Below are 15,225 nucleotides of genomic sequence, written 5' to 3'. Positions count from 1 at the left end.
CACGCCGAATCGGGGCGACGGCACCGCCGCCGCCCACGCCCGCGCGGCGCGCATCAGAGCGTGCGCTCGGCCTGGAGCTTCTTGATCTCGGCGATCGCCTTGGCCGGGCTCAGCCCCTTGGGGCAGGCGTTGGCGCAGTTCATGATCGTGTGGCAGCGATAGAGGCGGAACGGGTCCTCCAGCGCGTCCAGCCGCTCGCCGGTCATCTCGTCGCGGCTATCCGCCAGCCAGCGATAGGCCTGGAGCAGGATCGCCGGACCCAGGAACCGGTCCGAATTCCACCAATAGCTGGGGCAGGAGGTGGAGCAGCAGGCGCACAGGATGCACTCGTACAGCCCGTCCAGCTTGTTGCGGTCCTCCGGCGACTGGAGCCGCTCCTTGCCCGAAGGCGTGGTGGAAACGGTCTGCAGCCACGGCTTGATCGACGCATATTGCGCGTAGAAGTGCGTGAAATCGGGCACCAGATCCTTGATCACGTCCATATGCGGCAGCGGCGTGATGGTGATGTCGCCCTTCACATCCTCGATCGCGGTAGTGCAGGCCAGGCCGTTCTTGCCGTCGATGTTCATCGAACAGGAACCGCAGATGCCCTCGCGGCACGAACGGCGGAAGGTCAGGCCCGGGTCCACCTCCGACTTGATCTTGATCAGCGCGTCCAGGATCATCGGGCCGCAATCGTCCAGATCGACCTCGAACTGGTCGTAGCGCGGGTTTTGCCCGGAATCGGGATCGTAGCGATAGATCTTAAACTTGCGCGTGCGCGTGGCGCCCGCGGGGGCCGGATGCACCTTCCCCTGCTTGTTGACCTTGCTGTTCTTGGGCAGGAAGAATTCGGCCATTTGCGTGCGTTCCCCAAATGCTGGCCGGCGGATAGCGCTTCGCATCCGCCGGCTCAACACTCCTTAAGTCTGGGCGGCGTTCATGCCGCCGCTGGATGCGCCTCCTGCACCTCGCGGGCGTTCCATTCAAGGTTGCGCGTGAGATACATCACCGCCGCCAGCGCCAGGAACAGCAATCCGGAACCGATCAGCAGCGAATATGCCTCCAGGCTGAGCAGCACATAGAGCGCGCCGTAGAGCCCCGCGAGCAGCAGCGCGACCAGCAGCGCCCGGCCCCAACTGCGCAGCACCGCGGCCGAATAGGCGGTGAGCAGCGCCACGATCGCCCCCGCTGCGGCCAGATAGGCGGTCGCGAAGCCGATCACCTCCGCCATCGCCAGCAGCATGACGAAGAACAGTACCAGCCCCGCGCCGACCAGCAGATATTCCACCGGCGACACGCGATGCCCGCCCACCACATCGAACATCAGGAAGGCCAGGAAGGTGAAGCCGATGAACAGGAACCCGTATTTCGCCGCGCGGGTGACCTGCGAATAGACGTCCACCGGCTGGACCAGCGTGACGCGCGCATCGGCCGGCGGCTCGGCCGCGCCCGCCTGCCCCGCCGGCGCGGGATCGCCGATGCGGGTGAGCAGCGTGGCGCCCAGCGCCAGGTTGCTGATGCGATAGGTGGCCGCAAAGCCCGTGCCGTCGATCCGCGGGCTTTCAGGCAGGAAGCCGCCGGTGAAGCTGGGGTGCGGCCAGGATGATCGCACCGTCCATTCGGTCTGCCCCGCGCGGGGCACCAGCGTCAGCTCGGTATGGCCGCGGAAGCCGAGCTGGAACTCGGCGTCGATAGCGCCCTCGCGCAGCGCGGCGGCGTCCAGCGGAACGAAGAAGCCCGCCCCGCCCGTGGCCGCGGGGCCGTTGCCCGGCTGGGGCGCACGCGGCGTTCCGGCCACCACCAGGCGGCCGACCTGCGTCAGCGCGCGCGGATCGGACACGCCGAAGCGCAGCTCCGCGCGATCGAACGCGATCGTGGCCGGATCGACCTGCAGCCGCGCCAGATCGGCGGCGGGCAGCATGAAGCGCGCCCGCCCGCGCAGCTCCGCGCCATAGACCACCGTCTGATAGATCGATCGCGCCCGCCGCTCGGGCTGGAGCGCGGTATCCGCCTGCAAGCTGGCGGGGACGAGCTGGAGTTCGCCCTTCACGGTCACGGTGCGCGTCACGTCGCGCCCGTTCTCCTTCACGGTCACCGTCTCCGGGCGGCTGAAGGGCAGGACGATCACCGGCCCGGCGACGCGCTGCGGCCCGCCCCATCCTTCCGCGATCGAGCTGCGCGCGGTCTCCGACTGTTTCTCGCGATCGTAGACGAGCAGGAAGACCATGAAGAGCGGCACCGCGAGTATGGCGCCGACGATCGAGGTTATAAGCAGCTTGAGCAGCGGGTTCTGCGCGCTTTCCATGAATGCCTCCCATGATGCACGGCCCCTTCGAATAGGGATCGCGCGGGCGGCGGCCCAACCAGCTTGTCCGGGAATTTCGTTGCAGGAACGGTGCAGGCGTCAGATCACGTCGGCGACGATCCCCAGCGCGCGCGCCTCGTCGGCATCGAGGAACCAGCCCGCGGCGGCGCGGCGGCGCAGCTCCTCCGGCGCGACGCGCGTGCCCGCGGCCAGCGCGCGGAAGCCCTCTTCCTCCGCCCGCGCGGCCAGCTCGATCTCGTTCAGCCGCGCGCGCAGCGCATCGGCCACGCCGCGCAGCGGGCCGGCGAAGGCGACATGCGCGTCGGCGCTGCCTTCCTGGATCAACAGCCGCGTGCCGCGCGTCAGGAAACGGTCGGCGGGCGGAAAGGCCGCCATGAACGCGGTTCCCGCGGCATGCACCGCCACCTTGCCCAGGAACAGCAGCTCTCGCGCGCCATAATCGCGCAGCAGCCGCAGCTCGTCGGCCATCAGCCGCGCGACCTCCACGTCGCCGCCGTGGCTGGAGAGCGCGATCACCAGCGGGCCTTCGCGCGGGGCGGCGGCGATCTGGGCGCGGAAGGCGGCGTACATCGCCTGATCGACGCTGCCCGAAAGGCTGACGTGCGGCTCGCCGAGCAGCGCCAGCGTCTCCGCCGCAGCGGCGGGCGCGGGCGGCGGCGGGGGCGCGGGCACCGGCTCGGCCAGCGGCACCGGGGCGGGCTCCGGCGCGGCGGCGGCAAGCGGCAGCGGGGCGGCAGCCGCCGGGGCAACGGCTGGCGGCAGCGCGGGTGGGGCCGGGGCGGGCGGGATCGCCGGCCGCGTCCGCGCCTCGCGCAGGTCGATCAGCCGCTTGACCACGAACGACAAGCCGAACGCGATCAGCAGCGCCAGCCCGGCCTGGATCATCCGGTTCTTGAAGCCGCCCGGCAGCACCTTTTTCACGGCCGCCGGAATCTGATTCTCCAGATCGCCCGGGATCAGCCTGGCGATTAGGTTTTCCGGTTCGGCCATCGCACGGGCGCCTAGATGCCCGGCAACAGCGCGTCGGTCGCGGGGCGGCCGACGGGCTTGGACGCGGTCTTGGGCATCGCCGCCTCCAGCGGGGCGAGCCATGCCTTCACGTCATCGCCGATGCTTACCTGCGGATCGGACGGACGCAGCCCCGCGTCGCCTTCCCAGCGGCCGATCGTCGCCTGCGCCTCCGCCGCGGCATCGCCCAGCGGCTGGGGCTTGCGCAGCGCGCGGTTGATCAGCGCGTCGCCGAAGAAGGTCCAGTCGTTGTCGGCCCGGCATCCGAACGACGGGCGTTCGGAAGAGGCGGCGGTGAGCACCGCGGTGGTGGGGCTGGAAACCAGCGGCACGAACACGCCCGAATAACAGGCGCTGACGATCAGCAGCCGCCGCTTGATGCCCAGCTCGTCCAGGATCGACGCCAGCCGCACCGGCCCCAGCACGCCATAGCCCTCGTCGCCGTCATGATAGGCGATGCCAAACGGGGCGCCATGCGAGGTGACGTAGAGGACCAGCACATCCTCCTTGGGGTCCATCAGCTCGGCGACACGGGCCAGCGCCATCGTCAGCCCGGCGATCGTGCCGTTGGCCAGATCGGTGGGCTTCGAACCGTCGGTACCGGCCAGCACCAGCGTGCGGCCCGCCGCGCTATAGCGCGCCGACAGCACCTTGCCCGCCTCGCGCGCCTCGCGCCCGAACACGGGATCGCTGTCCAGCCCGACCGAGAGCACATAGGCGTCGACCACACCCGGCCGCTGCTTGCCCAGCGTGGCGAGCGCGCTGGTCAGCTTGCGGTGATCGGCCAGCATCGCGCGCGCCGGGCGGCCGCGCTGAAGCTCCGGCCCCAGCTCCAGGCTGCGTGACACCTCGTCGCGCGTCTCGCCCGATCCCAGGCCGGGCCAGTTGCCGCTATGCTCGGGGGGCTTGTAGCCGCTGCCCTGGGTCTGCGCGATCGCGGCGGCGGGCAGCGCCGCCATCCCCAGCGCCACGGCCAGCCCGAGCAGTCGATTCCCGAAACGCCTACGCATGCGGCACATTCCCCCGCGATCCCGAACGGGGCCAGTGTCGCCCCCGGCGAGGGGAAGTCAACCCGCGAGCGCAACGACGGGGTCCAAAGCCGGGACCATGGTTAACGCCGGACAGCGGGCGGCGGCCGTAAAGCGTAAATTGACACACTACGGCCTGATGCTATATCTGCCGCGGTGCAGATCGAGAGCATCCGCCACAAGGCGCTCCACCGTTTCGTCGAGACCGGCAGGCCCAGGGGGTTGGACGCCAGGCTCATCGGCCGGCTGACGAACATGATCGCCTATCTGGCCGCCATCGGATCGGTCGAGGAACTGTACGTGCCGCCGAACTGGGGCGCCCATGAATTGACCGGGGACCGGGCCGGAACCTGGTCGCTCACCGTGACCCGCAACTGGCGGCTCACCTTTCGGCTGAACGCGGACGGCGCGATCGCCGATTTGGACCTGGAGGATTATCACTGATGGCCATCGCGGTTTCTCCGGCCTTTGCGGTTCACCCCGGCGCATGGCTGCGCGCGGAGATCGTGGAGGCCCACGGCCTGAGCGTCACCGGCGCGGCCGAACATCTGGGCGTCACCCGTCAGGCGATGAGCGCGCTGCTCAACGCGCGCGCGGGCTTGTCTGCGGAGATGGCGATCCGCTTCGAAAAGGCGTTCGGCGTGAAGGCGGATACGCTGCTTCGGATGCAGGGCGCCTATGAACTGGCGCAGGCACGCGCCCGGGAAGCGGAAATCAGGGTGACGCGGTTCAGGGACGCCGCGTAAGAATGTTGTAGCCTTTGCTGCGATTTATTCATCGTCCGCATCGCGCTGTGCGAGATACCACTTCCACCCCATCAGAGGGGCATTTTCCTCATCAAAGGACCGCAAGTACCTGGACGCAGTTGTGTCATAGAGTCGCCGAAGATCTGAATTGATCGAAAGTAGCCTTTCCATCTTGTCCAATGGTAATAGCTCATTCTTACACACAGAGTGTGCGTAAGAACGAGTTTCTTTAGCAACTTCCGAAAGCCATGCTAAGATGGCCGGATTATCATGAAAATAGCCAGCTAACCCGCCCTCAGCCGCCGAAGAATTCTGATAAATCAGCTTGCGCTGCTCCAGTAACCTCCGGCGCCTCAGCCAGCCTAGCATTTAAGTTACCTCACTCAGTACACCCGCTTCTTCGGCTCGATATACGCCACCTCGTCGGTGAGCGTGTAATCGTGGACGGGGCGGTAATCGATCGCCACCGTGCCGCCCTTGCCGCCCCAGCCGCCGAAGCTGGAGATGGTGTGCTTCATCCAGTTCGCGTCGTCGCGATCGGGGAAGTCCTCGTGCATGTGCGCGCCGCGGCTTTCCTTGCGGTTTTCCGCGCTGCGCATCGTCACCACCGCCTGGCCGATCAGGTTGTCGAGCTCCAGCGTCTCGACCAGATCGGTGTTCCAGATCAGCGAGCGATCGGTGACGGCAACGTCCTCCATCCGCTTGTAGACCTGGTCCATCAGCGCCACACCCTCGGTCAGCAGCCCGCTGTCGCGGAACACGGCGCAGTGGCGCTGCATCGTGCGCTGCATGTCCTTGCGGATCTCCGCGGTGGGCGATCCGCCCTTGGCGTTGCGGAAATGATCGAGACGGCCCAGCGCGAACTCCTCGGAGCCCTTGGGCAGCGCGGCATGCGGCGTGTTGGGCTTCAGCGTCTCCTTCAGGCGCAGGCCGGTCGCGCGGCCGAACACCACCAGGTCGATCAGCGAGTTGGAGCCCAGGCGGTTCGCGCCATGGACGGAGACGCACGCCGCCTCGCCCACCGCGAACAGGCCGGGGACCACGGCGTCGGGCTCGTCCTTCGCGCCGCGGCCCTTGCCCTTCTTCAGGTACACGACCTCGCCGTGATAATTGGTCGGGATGCCGCCCATGTTATAGTGGACGGTCGGCACCACCGGCAGCGGCTGGCGCGTCAGGTCCACGCCCGCGAAGATCTTGCCGGTCTCGGTGATGCCGGGCAGCCGCTCGGCCAGGATCTTCGGATCGATGTGGTTGAGGTGAAGGAAGATATGATCCTTCTCCTTGCCCACCCCGCGGCCTTCGCGGATTTCCATCGCCATCGAACGCGACACCACGTCGCGGCTCGCCAGATCCTTGGCGCTGGGGGCATAGCGCTCCATGAAGCGCTCGCCCTCGGAATTGGTCAGATATCCGCCCTCGCCGCGCGCGCCCTCGGTGATCAGGACGCCGGCGCCGTAGATGCCGGTCGGGTGGAACTGCACGAACTCCATGTCCTGCAGCGGCAGGCCCGCGCGCAGCACCATGCCGTTGCCGTCGCCGGTGCAGGTATGCGCGCTGGTGGCGGAGGCATAGACGCGCCCGCCGCCGCCGGTAGCCAGCACCACGGCATGGCTGCGGAAGCGGTGGATGCTGCCGTCTTCCATGCACAGCGCGATCACGCCGCGGCACACCGGGCCGTCCGGCCCCTGTTCCATGATCAGGTCGAGCGCGAAATATTCGACGAAGAAGTCCGCGTCATACTTCAGGCTCTGCTGATACAGCGCGTGGAGCATGGCGTGGCCGGTGCGGTCCGCCGCGGCGCAGGTGCGCTGCACGGGCGGGCCGGCGCCCATGTTCTGCATGTGGCCGCCGAAGGGGCGCTGATAGATGGTGCCGTTGTCGTTGCGGCTGAACGGCACGCCCGCGTGCTCCAGCTCATAGACCGCGGCCGGGGCCTCGCGCACCATATATTCGATCGCGTCCTGGTCGCCGAGCCAGTCGGAGCCCTTGACGGTGTCGTACATGTGCCACGACCAGTGATCGGGCGTGTTGTTGCCCAGGCTGGCCGCGATGCCGCCCTGCGCCGCCACGGTGTGGCTGCGGGTGGGGAACACCTTGGTGATGCAGGCGGTCTTCAGGCCGCTCTCGGCGATGCCCATGGTCGCGCGCAGGCCGGAACCGCCCGCGCCGACAACGACGGCGTCATAGGTATGATCGATGATCTTGTAGGCGGGTGCCATCAGGCCGCTCCGGCAAAGGCGACCTTCAGGATGGAGAAGATCGCGAGCACAGCCCCGCTAAGGGCAAAGAAGTTGAGGAGGATCAGGAAGACGATGCGCGTTTCGTCGTGCTGATAATCCTCGATCACCACCTGGAGGCCCAGGCGCATGTGATAGAAGGTGCTGAACACCAGCAGGATCATCGGCACCGCCGCCCAGGGCGATGCCAGCCACTGGCTGACCGTGGCATAGTCATAGCCCGGCAGCAGCGCGAGCGAGACGACGAACCACAGCATCAGGACCAGGTTCGATCCGGCGGTCAGCCGCTGCTGCCACCAATGATGCGTGCCTTCCTTGGCCGATCCCAGGCCGCGCACCTTGCCGATGCTGGTGCCGTTACCCATTGCTCTTCTCCAGGATGAACACCCAGAAGCCGATCGTCGCCACCACCGAGAAGACGAAGGTGGCGAGCGCGGTGTTGCGGTTGCCCTTCAGCTCGAAATTGGCGCCCTGGTCCAGGAACAGGTGGCGCACGCCGCTGCCCATGTGCTGGAACAGCACCCAGGTGAGGCCAACGCCGGCGATCCAGCCGGCGATGTTCAGCCCGCCCGCCTCCACCGTGAAGACGTCGAGGAACAGGGCATAGGCGGGGCCGCCCGCGGCAAGCGCGGCGAGCCACCAGAGCAGGAGCAGCACGCCGCCGATCCCCAGCGCCGCGCCGGTGGCGCGGTGGATGATCGAAACGGCCATGTGCGGCCCCCATTTGTACGCGGTCAAATGCGGCGAGAGCGGACGCTTCTCATTGCGGACGTTGGCCAAGGGCAATCCTTTCGGGTCGTCGCGCGCTTCTTAGACGCGCGTGCCCGGGATGCAAGGGCGGAAGCAGCCGCCGCCGATTCCCGTACCGTCGCGGCAGAAGCGCACGCGCAAGGCAATGCCGGGAATTCCCGCGCCGTGGCTAACCGGCCCTTAACCGTTCGCGCATAGCTTCCCTTGCGCGAGTGCGTGCCGATTGCACGCCGCCGATGGGGGACCCCAGGATCGTGACGACCGTGGCAGACAACAGCAAGCTTCCGGGACCCGGGACGATGAGCGCGGCGATCGACGTCGCCGCGCGGCTGCGAATCTTCGATTTCGATGGATCGCTGGTCGTTTCGTCGCGCGATGCGTGGCAGGTGCTGGAACCCGAGATTCTCTCGATCTCCGAGGCTTACTGGCAGCAATGGCTGCGCTGCTTCTCCGACGAACGCACCTGGGCGCCGGCCGAGACCGCCAAGATGGTCGAGCTGGGCGTCGTCTTCCTGAAGAGCCGCTTCCTCGATACCGCCGGCCACGCCTGGATCGAATCGATCGAGCGTTCGGTCAGCGCCGCCTATGCCGCCGGGGTCCAGCCGATGGCGCTGCTTTCGATGATCAACGCCAGCGATCGCGCCGCGCTGGAGGTGCTGATGCGCCGCGTGGCGCCGGGCGATCCGCGCCTGCCGCTGCTGATCGATACGCTGCTGCGCCTGTCGGCGCTGGAAAGCGACATCACCGTCGAGCTCTACAATATGTATCGCGAGCATGCCGCGCAGGTCGATCGCGACCGGCTGGCCGCGCAGTTCCGCGACTCGATCGGCAACACCGTGGAGCGCGCCTCGCGTGAGGGCGATGCGCTGCGCGTGCAGGCGGTCCACACCTCCGCCTCGGCGCGTGGGATGCTGGGCAAGGCGTCGGAAGTCGCGGCGGCGGCGGAGCAGTCCGCGGTCGCGATGCGCGAGGCGGCGCAGACCGCCGCCGGGCTGATCCGCGCGATCGAGGACGCCCGCCAGGAGGTGGAGGCCGCCGCAGACATCGCCACCCGCGCGTCCAGCCAGGCCGGCACCGCCGTCGGCATGAGCGAGATGCTCTCCGAACATGCCAAGTCGATCGAATCGATCCTCGGCCTCATCCGCGACATCGCCGGGCAGACCAACCTGCTCGCGCTCAACGCCACCATCGAGGCCGCCCGCGCCGGTGACGCCGGACGCGGCTTCGCCGTCGTCGCGCAGGAGGTGAAGAGCCTCGCCAACCAGACCGCGCGCGCCACCGACGACATCGCCGCCAAGATCGCCGCCATCCAGTCCGCAACCCGTTCCACCGTCGAGACCAACGCCTCCATCCGCGCCACCGTCTCCGAGGTCCAGGAAAGCGCAAACCGCATCCGCTCCGCCATGGAAATCCAGGCCCAGACCGTCACCGCCATCACCGCCGCAGTCGACGAAACCGCACTCGCCGCAGACTCCATGTCCGCCACCATCGGCGCCATCCGCGAGGATACCGAGGCGGTGGCTTCCGAAATCGACCGGGTGGGTCAGGGCTTCTCCGCGCTCGACGCCCAGCTCGGCAACCTGAAAGGCAGCGCCGGCGATTTCATCGCCAAGGTAGCCGCATAGGAGAGACAGACCGATGGCCAGCCCCCGGCACAGCAAGCTCGGCGATTCGCGCGCCATCGTCGCGCGCCTGCGCGAATTCGATTGGGACGGAGCGATCGCCCCCGGCTGCGCGGAGATCGCGAGGCTGCTCGATGGCCATTTCCGCGAAATATCCGAATGTTTCTGGCACCATTATCTCGAGCTGCCCTCGTCCGGCCGGATGAAGGCCGCGCTGGAGCCGATGCGGCTGGAGGCGCTGATCGACGCCAGCGCGCGCTATACCCGGCTGAAATATGAGCGGCCGTTCAGCGAGGAATGGATCGAGACCAGCTTCCGCCAGGCCGAGAAGAATCATCGCGCCGACGTGCCGATGCCGGAGATGCTGACCTCCTTCGCCTATGCGCACAGCTTCGAGATGACGCTGCTCGCCCGCAAGCTGGGCGGCGACGCGGACCGGCTGGCACGGCTGACCGACGTGATGCAGCGCGTGTCGCTGTTCGAAGCGGACATGATGGCCTGGTATGTCGCGCCCGAGACGCGCGACGCCAAGGCGCACCGCGAGGCGCAGTCCCAGCTTTTCCGCGGCCGGATTTCCGAATCGATCGAGATCGCCACCTCTCTCGGCAACCGCATCCGCATGCAGGCGCAGGGCGCGTCCGCCTCGGCGCGTGGGATGCTGGGCAAGGCGTCGGAAGTCGCGGCGGCGGCGGAGCAGTCCGCGGTCGCGATGCGCGAGGCGGCGCAGACCGCCGCCGGGCTGATCCGCGCGATCGAGGACGCCCGCCAGGAGGTGGAGGCCGCCGCAGACATCGCCACCCGCGCGTCCAGCCAGGCCGGCACCGCCGTCGGCATGAGCGAGATGCTCTCCGAACATGCCAAGTCGATCGAATCGATCCTCGGCCTCATCCGCGACATCGCCGGGCAGACCAACCTGCTCGCGCTCAACGCCACCATCGAGGCCGCCCGCGCCGGTGACGCCGGACGCGGCTTCGCCGTCGTCGCGCAGGAGGTGAAGAGCCTCGCCAACCAGACCGCGCGCGCCACCGACGACATCGCCGCCAAGATCGCCGCCATCCAGTCCGCAACCCGTTCCACCGTCGAGACCAACGCCTCCATCCGCGCCACCGTCTCCGAGGTCCAGGAAAGCGCAAACCGCATCCGCTCCGCCATGGAAATCCAGGCCCAGACCGTCACCGCCATCACCGCCGCAGTCGACGAAACCGCACTCGCCGCAGACTCCATGTCCGCCACCATCGGCGCCATCCGCGAGGATACCAAGACCGTCACCAGCGAGATCGACACGCTGCAGCATGACGTGGCCGAGGTGGACGACCGGCTGCACCATCTGCGCGACGCGACCGAAAGCCTGTCGAGCTCGGTGGCGGCCTGACCCGCCAGCCGCTAGGGGGGAGCGGATGACCACCCCCCATATCCTCGTCACCGGCTCCAGCCGCGGCATCGGCGCGGCGATCCTTGCCGCGCTCCAGGCGGCCGGCGCGCGCGCCGCCGCGCACGGCACCGCCAGCGGCATCCCCGCCGATTTCGCCGATCCCGCCGCCCCCCGGGCGCTGTGGGCGCAGGCGCTCGACCAGCTCGACGGGCGGATCGACATCCTCGTCAACAACGCCGGCATCTTCGAGGCCGCGCCGATGGACCTGGAGCATGACGATTGGGTCGCCGCCTGGGAACGGACGATGCGCGTCAACCTCACCGCATCGGCGGAGCTTTCGCGCCTGGCCGTGCGCCACTGGCTGGCGGAGGGCCGCGGCGGGCGGCTGGTCAATATCGCCAGCCGTGCCGCCTATCGCGGCGACAGCCCGGCGCACTGGCATTATGCCGCGTCGAAGGCGGGAATGGTGGCGATGACCAAGTCGATCGCCCGCGCCTATGCCGCGCAGGGCATCCTGGCCTTCGCGATCTGCCCCGGCTTCACCATGACCGGCATGGCGGAGGAATATCTGGCCAGCCGCGGCGGCGACAGGCTGCTCGCCGATATCCCGCTGGGCCGCGTCGCCGGTCCGGAGGAGGTGGCGGCCGCCGCGAAATTCTGCGCGCTTGAGGCGCCGCCGTCGATGACCGGCGCGGTGCTGGATATAAATGGGGCGAGCTATGTCCGTTGATAGCTGGAAAGTGACCCTGCCCTGCACCCGTGCGGAGGCGGAGGCGATCGATGCCGGCGCGATCGAGATCGACGCCGTGCTGATGACCACCGAGGAGGTGGAGGACGATCGCGAGCATTGGCGGCTCGACGCCTATCTGGAGCATGAGCCCGACGCGGCGATGCTGGCGGCGCTGAGAGCGCTGGTGCCGAGCGCGGCGGGCGTGGAGCCGCTGATCGAGGCGCTGACCGCCGCCGACTGGGTGGCGATGAGCCAGGAGGGGCTGGAGCCGATCCGCGAGGGCCGCTTCGTCGTCCACACCAGCGCGCACCCGGTGCCGCCGCCGCCGGGCGGCCGGGCGTTCCTGATCGACGCCGGCCGCGCCTTCGGCACCGGGCACCACGCCACCACCTCCGGCTGCCTGGCGATGCTCGACCGGCTGGCGGAGCGCGGCTTCGCCAATGTGATCGACGTAGGCACGGGCACCGGCCTGCTCGCCTTCGCCGCGCGCGAGCTGTGGCCGCAGGCCGCGGTGATGGCCACCGATATCGACCCCGCCGCCGTGGACGTGACGCGCGAGAATGCCGCGCACAACGGCGTCGCCGGGATCGATCTGGTGGTGGCCGACGGCGCGCTTTCGAAGGCGATCACCGCGCGTGCGCCCTATGACCTGCTGATCGCCAACATCCTGGCCGGTCCGCTGGTATCGATGGCGCCGGAGCTGGCGGCGATCGCGGATACCGGCGCCACGATCCTGCTCGCCGGACTTCTGGAGACGCAGCGCGAGCAGGTGGTGGCGGCCTTCGCCGCCTGCGGCTGCACGCTCGACGCGATCGACCGGCGCGGCGACTGGACCATCCTGCGCCTCACCGCCGGAGCCGAACGCTACGTCCCCGCCACCCCGCCCGATCCCAAGGGCCGCGACGGCTGGGCGCTGGATATCTAGGCCGTCGCGCGATCGATCTGACCGGTTCTCTTTGTGCCCTCCGGGCGTGATTTATGTTTCACGCGAAGGCGCGAAGATTTGAAGGGAATCAGGTCCGCGCGGAGAGGGCTTTGCCGCGATAGCGGCCCTCCATTCCCGGCGCTGCACTCAACACCGCGTCAATCCGGCGAAGAACCCCACCCTGATCCGGGGCGCGCCGCTCAGCCCCGCCGTTCGGTGAGCTTGCGTTCCCATGCCAGCGCGTCCTGCACGATCGTGTCCAGGTCGTCGCGCTGCGGGCGCCAGGGCAGCGTCGCCAGGATCGCGCCATTGTCCGCCACCAGCTCGCCCGCGTCGCCGGGGCGGCGCTCGGCCATGCGGCGCTCGATCTTCAGGTTGGTCACCCGGTCCACCGCGTCCAGCACCTCCAGCACCGAATAGCCATGGCCATAGCCGCAGTTGAGCGTGTGGCTCTTCCCCGGCTCGGCGATCAGCAGGTCCAGCGCCTTCACATGCGCGTCGGCCAGATCGCTGACATGGATATAGTCGCGCACGCCCGTGCCGTCGGCGGTGGCGTAATCGGTGCCGAACACGGTGACGTGATCGCGCTTGCCCGTGGCGGCCTCCACCGCGATCTTGATCAGGTGCGTCGCGCCCGCGGTCGATTGGCCGGTGCGGCCCTTGGGATCGGCGCCCGCCACGTTGAAATAGCGCAGCGCGCAATAGTTGAACGGATGCGCGAAGGCGACGTCGGCCAGCATCAGCTCGGTCATCAGCTTCGACGTACCATAGGGGTTGATCGGCAGCTTCGGCATATCCTCGCGCACCGGCACCACCTCGGGCATGCCATAGGTGGCGGCGGTGGAGGAGAAGATGAAGTGGCGCACGCCGCTCACCACCGCGCTCTCGATCAGCGACCGGCTGGCGACGGTGTTGTTGCGATAATATTTGAGCGGATCGCTCACCGATTCGGGCACCACGATCGATCCGGCGAAGTGCATCACGGCCACCACGCCGTGATCGCGCATCGTGCCGCGCACCAGCGCCTCGTCCTCGATGTTGCCGGTCACCAGCGTGGCGCGCGGGTCCACCGCCCAGGCGAAGCCGGTGGTCAGGTTGTCGATCACCACCACCTTCCATCCGGCGTCGAGCAGCGCCAGCACCGCATGGCTGCCGATATAGCCCGCCCCACCCGTCACCAGCACCGTGCCTTCGCGTGCCATCGTCACCTTCCCCGCATTGCCGTTTCCCGGCGCAATCCTATCTTGGCGCCATAGACGAGGAGCGGTTAATGGCAATCGAAACGGCAACGCTGGCCGGCGGGTGTTTCTGGTGTACCGAGGCGGTGTTCAACGACGTGATCGGCGTGCAGTCGGTCACCAGCGGCTATATCGGCGGAACCAAGGCGAACCCGACCTACAAGGAGGTGTGCAGCGGCACCACCGGCCATGCCGAGGCGATCCGGGTGACGTTCGACACCGAAGCGGTCAGCTATGGCGACATCCTCGACATCTTCCTGGCGACGCACGACCCCACCCAGCTCAACCGCCAGGGCAACGATATCGGCACCCAGTATCGATCGGCGATCTTCCCGCATTCGGCGGAGCAGGAGGCCGGGGCGAAGGCCGCGATCGCGCGCGCCCAGCCGGATTGGCCGGCGCCGATCGTGACGAGCATCGAGCCGCTGTCCGACTGGTGGCCCGCGGAGGACTATCACCAGGAATATTGGCAGGGCGAAGGGCAGCGGAACCCCTATTGCCTGTCGGTGATCCCGCCCAAGCTGCGCAAGCTCCGCAAGAGCTTCGCCGCCCGCGCCAAGGCGGGGGCGGAAGCCTGAGGCACGCCCCGCGATGACGCTGCCGGATCGGCGCTTCGCCGCCTTTCTGTTCGATATGGACGGCACGCTGGTGAACAGCATCGCCGCCGCCAACCGCATCTGGCGGCGCTGGGCGCTCCGCCACGGCATCGATCCGGACGCGCTGATCGCGCAGATTCACGGCGTCCGCGCGATCGATACGGTGCGCCGCTTCGCCCCGCCGGGAACCGATGCGGAGGCCGAGGCCGCGCTGCTGACGCAGCAGGAGATCGACGATGTCGACGGCATCGTCGCGATCCGGGGCGCCGCCGCGCTTGTCGCCCGGATGCCGCCCAGCCGTTGCGCGCTGGTCACCTCCGCGCCGCGGGCGCTGGCGCTACGGCGGCTGGAGGCCGCGGGCGTTCCCGTGCCCGAAGTGGTGATCGCCGCGGAGGATGTGGCGCGGGGCAAGCCCGCGCCCGATCCCTTCCTGGCCGCCGCCGCCGCACTGGGCGTCGATATCGCCGACTGCCTGGTGTGGGAGGATACCGCCACGGGCCTTGCCGCCGCCGATGCCGCGGGCGCCGGCGGCGCCATCGCGATCAGCGAAACCCATCACCGGCCGCTCGACACGCGCCATCCCGTGCGCCGCGATTATCGCGGGCTGGACATCGCCATCGATGGCGACGGCATCCGCCTGGTCCTTTCCGCAGCCGGGGACTGAG

The 15,225-nt window shown here is 68.6% G+C and carries 16 protein-coding genes; 8 read left to right on the top strand and 8 right to left on the bottom strand.

What is annotated here, in order from left to right:
* Positions 1-53: 53 nt before the first annotated feature.
* From OM513_RS04635 to OM513_RS04620, 4 genes are all read right to left on the bottom strand, one after another.
* The gene (locus OM513_RS04635) at positions 54-839 is read right to left on the bottom strand and encodes a succinate dehydrogenase iron-sulfur subunit (protein WP_264942945.1); all 786 of its coding nucleotides are present in this window, start codon (positions 837-839) and stop codon (positions 54-56) included.
* An 80-nt stretch (positions 840-919) separates the two neighbouring features.
* Positions 920-2,287, bottom strand: coding sequence for a cell envelope integrity protein CreD (gene creD / locus OM513_RS04630; RefSeq protein ID WP_264942944.1), 1,368 nt, complete (start codon positions 2,285-2,287; stop codon positions 920-922).
* A 99-nt stretch (positions 2,288-2,386) separates the two neighbouring features.
* On the bottom strand, positions 2,387-3,298 hold the full coding sequence (locus OM513_RS20775; protein ID WP_319951597.1) for an ATP-dependent Clp protease proteolytic subunit: 912 nt from the start codon (positions 3,296-3,298) through the stop codon (positions 2,387-2,389).
* An 11-nt stretch (positions 3,299-3,309) separates the two neighbouring features.
* Entirely contained in the window at positions 3,310-4,326 is a 1,017-nt protein-coding gene (locus OM513_RS04620; RefSeq protein WP_264942943.1) for a C13 family peptidase, read from the bottom strand.
* A 174-nt stretch (positions 4,327-4,500) separates the two neighbouring features.
* Between OM513_RS04620 and OM513_RS04615 the strand changes: the two genes are divergently transcribed.
* Positions 4,501-4,788: a type II toxin-antitoxin system RelE/ParE family toxin gene (locus OM513_RS04615; RefSeq protein WP_264942942.1), complete on the top strand. Its 288-nt coding sequence runs from the start codon at positions 4,501-4,503 to the stop codon at positions 4,786-4,788.
* Positions 4,788-5,090 (top strand): HigA family addiction module antitoxin, encoded by a 303-nt coding sequence (locus tag OM513_RS04610; RefSeq protein ID WP_264942941.1) that lies wholly within the window; start codon positions 4,788-4,790, stop codon positions 5,088-5,090. The genes OM513_RS04615 and OM513_RS04610 overlap by 1 nt, the downstream gene beginning before the upstream one ends.
* A gap of 383 nt (positions 5,091-5,473) precedes the next feature.
* Here the strand turns inward: OM513_RS04610 and sdhA are convergent, their stop codons facing one another.
* Genes sdhA through sdhC form a run of 3 tightly spaced genes read right to left on the bottom strand, consistent with a single transcriptional unit; the run spans position 5,474 to position 8,107 of the window.
* The gene (gene sdhA, locus OM513_RS04605; RefSeq protein ID WP_264942940.1) at positions 5,474-7,309 is read right to left on the bottom strand and encodes a succinate dehydrogenase flavoprotein subunit; all 1,836 of its coding nucleotides are present in this window, start codon (positions 7,307-7,309) and stop codon (positions 5,474-5,476) included.
* On the bottom strand, positions 7,309-7,692 hold the full coding sequence (gene sdhD, locus OM513_RS04600) for a succinate dehydrogenase, hydrophobic membrane anchor protein (protein ID WP_264942939.1): 384 nt from the start codon (positions 7,690-7,692) through the stop codon (positions 7,309-7,311). The genes sdhA and sdhD overlap by 1 nt, the downstream gene beginning before the upstream one ends.
* A complete protein-coding gene (gene sdhC / locus OM513_RS04595) occupies positions 7,685-8,107 on the bottom strand; it encodes a succinate dehydrogenase, cytochrome b556 subunit (RefSeq protein WP_264942938.1) in 423 nt (140 codons plus the stop codon). The genes sdhD and sdhC overlap by 8 nt, the downstream gene beginning before the upstream one ends.
* A 206-nt stretch (positions 8,108-8,313) precedes the next feature.
* Here sdhC and OM513_RS04590 point away from each other — a divergent pair, with 206 nt between their 5' ends.
* The 4 genes from OM513_RS04590 to OM513_RS04575 are packed head-to-tail and all read left to right on the top strand — an operon-like array spanning position 8,314 to position 12,726.
* The gene (locus OM513_RS04590) at positions 8,314-9,702 is read left to right on the top strand and encodes a methyl-accepting chemotaxis protein (protein ID WP_406701286.1); all 1,389 of its coding nucleotides are present in this window, start codon (positions 8,314-8,316) and stop codon (positions 9,700-9,702) included.
* Positions 9,703-9,715: 13 nt separating this feature from the next.
* Entirely contained in the window at positions 9,716-11,071 is a 1,356-nt protein-coding gene (locus OM513_RS04585) for a methyl-accepting chemotaxis protein (protein ID WP_264942937.1), read from the top strand.
* A 25-nt stretch (positions 11,072-11,096) separates the two neighbouring features.
* Positions 11,097-11,801 carry an SDR family NAD(P)-dependent oxidoreductase gene (locus tag OM513_RS04580; RefSeq protein ID WP_264942936.1) on the top strand — a complete coding sequence of 235 codons (705 nt, stop codon included), beginning with the start codon at positions 11,097-11,099 and terminating at the stop codon, positions 11,799-11,801.
* Positions 11,791-12,726: a 50S ribosomal protein L11 methyltransferase gene (locus OM513_RS04575; RefSeq protein ID WP_264942935.1), complete on the top strand. Its 936-nt coding sequence runs from the start codon at positions 11,791-11,793 to the stop codon at positions 12,724-12,726. Before OM513_RS04580 ends, OM513_RS04575 begins: the two co-directional genes overlap by 11 nt.
* A 200-nt stretch (positions 12,727-12,926) precedes the next feature.
* Here OM513_RS04575 and galE read toward each other — a convergent pair whose 3' ends face one another.
* On the bottom strand, positions 12,927-13,928 hold the full coding sequence (gene galE / locus OM513_RS04570) for a UDP-glucose 4-epimerase GalE (protein ID WP_264942934.1): 1,002 nt from the start codon (positions 13,926-13,928) through the stop codon (positions 12,927-12,929).
* A gap of 68 nt (positions 13,929-13,996) precedes the next feature.
* Here galE and msrA point away from each other — a divergent pair, with 68 nt between their 5' ends.
* Together msrA and OM513_RS04560 are read left to right on the top strand one after the other, a co-directional pair.
* Positions 13,997-14,542 carry a peptide-methionine (S)-S-oxide reductase MsrA gene (gene msrA / locus OM513_RS04565; RefSeq protein WP_264942933.1) on the top strand — a complete coding sequence of 182 codons (546 nt, stop codon included), beginning with the start codon at positions 13,997-13,999 and terminating at the stop codon, positions 14,540-14,542.
* Between the two features lie 13 nt (positions 14,543-14,555).
* Positions 14,556-15,224, top strand: a complete 669-nt coding sequence (locus OM513_RS04560) for an HAD-IA family hydrolase (RefSeq protein WP_264942932.1) — start codon at positions 14,556-14,558, stop codon at positions 15,222-15,224.
* Position 15,225: the final 1 nt, after the last annotated feature.

Origin of the sequence: Sphingomonas canadensis (assembly GCF_026013525.1) — a bacterium.
Lineage (GTDB): Bacteria > Pseudomonadota > Alphaproteobacteria > Sphingomonadales > Sphingomonadaceae > Sphingomonas > Sphingomonas canadensis.
Note: the sequence above shows the minus strand (reverse complement) of the source record. Positions and strands in the feature narration are given on the sequence as shown.

What these genes read in the sequence shown, in the direction of transcription:
- OM513_RS04635 (WP_264942945.1), bottom strand. Translation starts at nt 839, where the DNA reads ATGGCCGAATTCTTCCTGCCCAAGAACAGCAAGGTCAACAAGCAGGGG.
- creD (WP_264942944.1), bottom strand. Translation starts at nt 2,287, where the DNA reads ATGGAAAGCGCGCAGAACCCGCTGCTCAAGCTGCTTATAACCTCGATC.
- OM513_RS20775 (WP_319951597.1), bottom strand. Translation starts at nt 3,298, where the DNA reads ATGGCCGAACCGGAAAACCTAATCGCCAGGCTGATCCCGGGCGATCTG.
- OM513_RS04620 (WP_264942943.1), bottom strand. Translation starts at nt 4,326, where the DNA reads ATGCGTAGGCGTTTCGGGAATCGACTGCTCGGGCTGGCCGTGGCGCTG.
- OM513_RS04610 (WP_264942941.1), top strand. Translation starts at nt 4,788, where the DNA reads ATGGCCATCGCGGTTTCTCCGGCCTTTGCGGTTCACCCCGGCGCATGG.
- sdhA (WP_264942940.1), bottom strand. Translation starts at nt 7,309, where the DNA reads ATGGCACCCGCCTACAAGATCATCGATCATACCTATGACGCCGTCGTT.
- sdhD (WP_264942939.1), bottom strand. Translation starts at nt 7,692, where the DNA reads ATGGGTAACGGCACCAGCATCGGCAAGGTGCGCGGCCTGGGATCGGCC.
- OM513_RS04590 (WP_406701286.1), top strand. Translation starts at nt 8,314, where the DNA reads ATGGGGGACCCCAGGATCGTGACGACCGTGGCAGACAACAGCAAGCTT.
- OM513_RS04585 (WP_264942937.1), top strand. Translation starts at nt 9,716, where the DNA reads ATGGCCAGCCCCCGGCACAGCAAGCTCGGCGATTCGCGCGCCATCGTC.
- OM513_RS04580 (WP_264942936.1), top strand. Translation starts at nt 11,097, where the DNA reads ATGACCACCCCCCATATCCTCGTCACCGGCTCCAGCCGCGGCATCGGC.
- OM513_RS04575 (WP_264942935.1), top strand. Translation starts at nt 11,791, where the DNA reads ATGTCCGTTGATAGCTGGAAAGTGACCCTGCCCTGCACCCGTGCGGAG.
- galE (WP_264942934.1), bottom strand. Translation starts at nt 13,928, where the DNA reads ATGGCACGCGAAGGCACGGTGCTGGTGACGGGTGGGGCGGGCTATATC.
- msrA (WP_264942933.1), top strand. Translation starts at nt 13,997, where the DNA reads ATGGCAATCGAAACGGCAACGCTGGCCGGCGGGTGTTTCTGGTGTACC.
- OM513_RS04560 (WP_264942932.1), top strand. Translation starts at nt 14,556, where the DNA reads ATGACGCTGCCGGATCGGCGCTTCGCCGCCTTTCTGTTCGATATGGAC.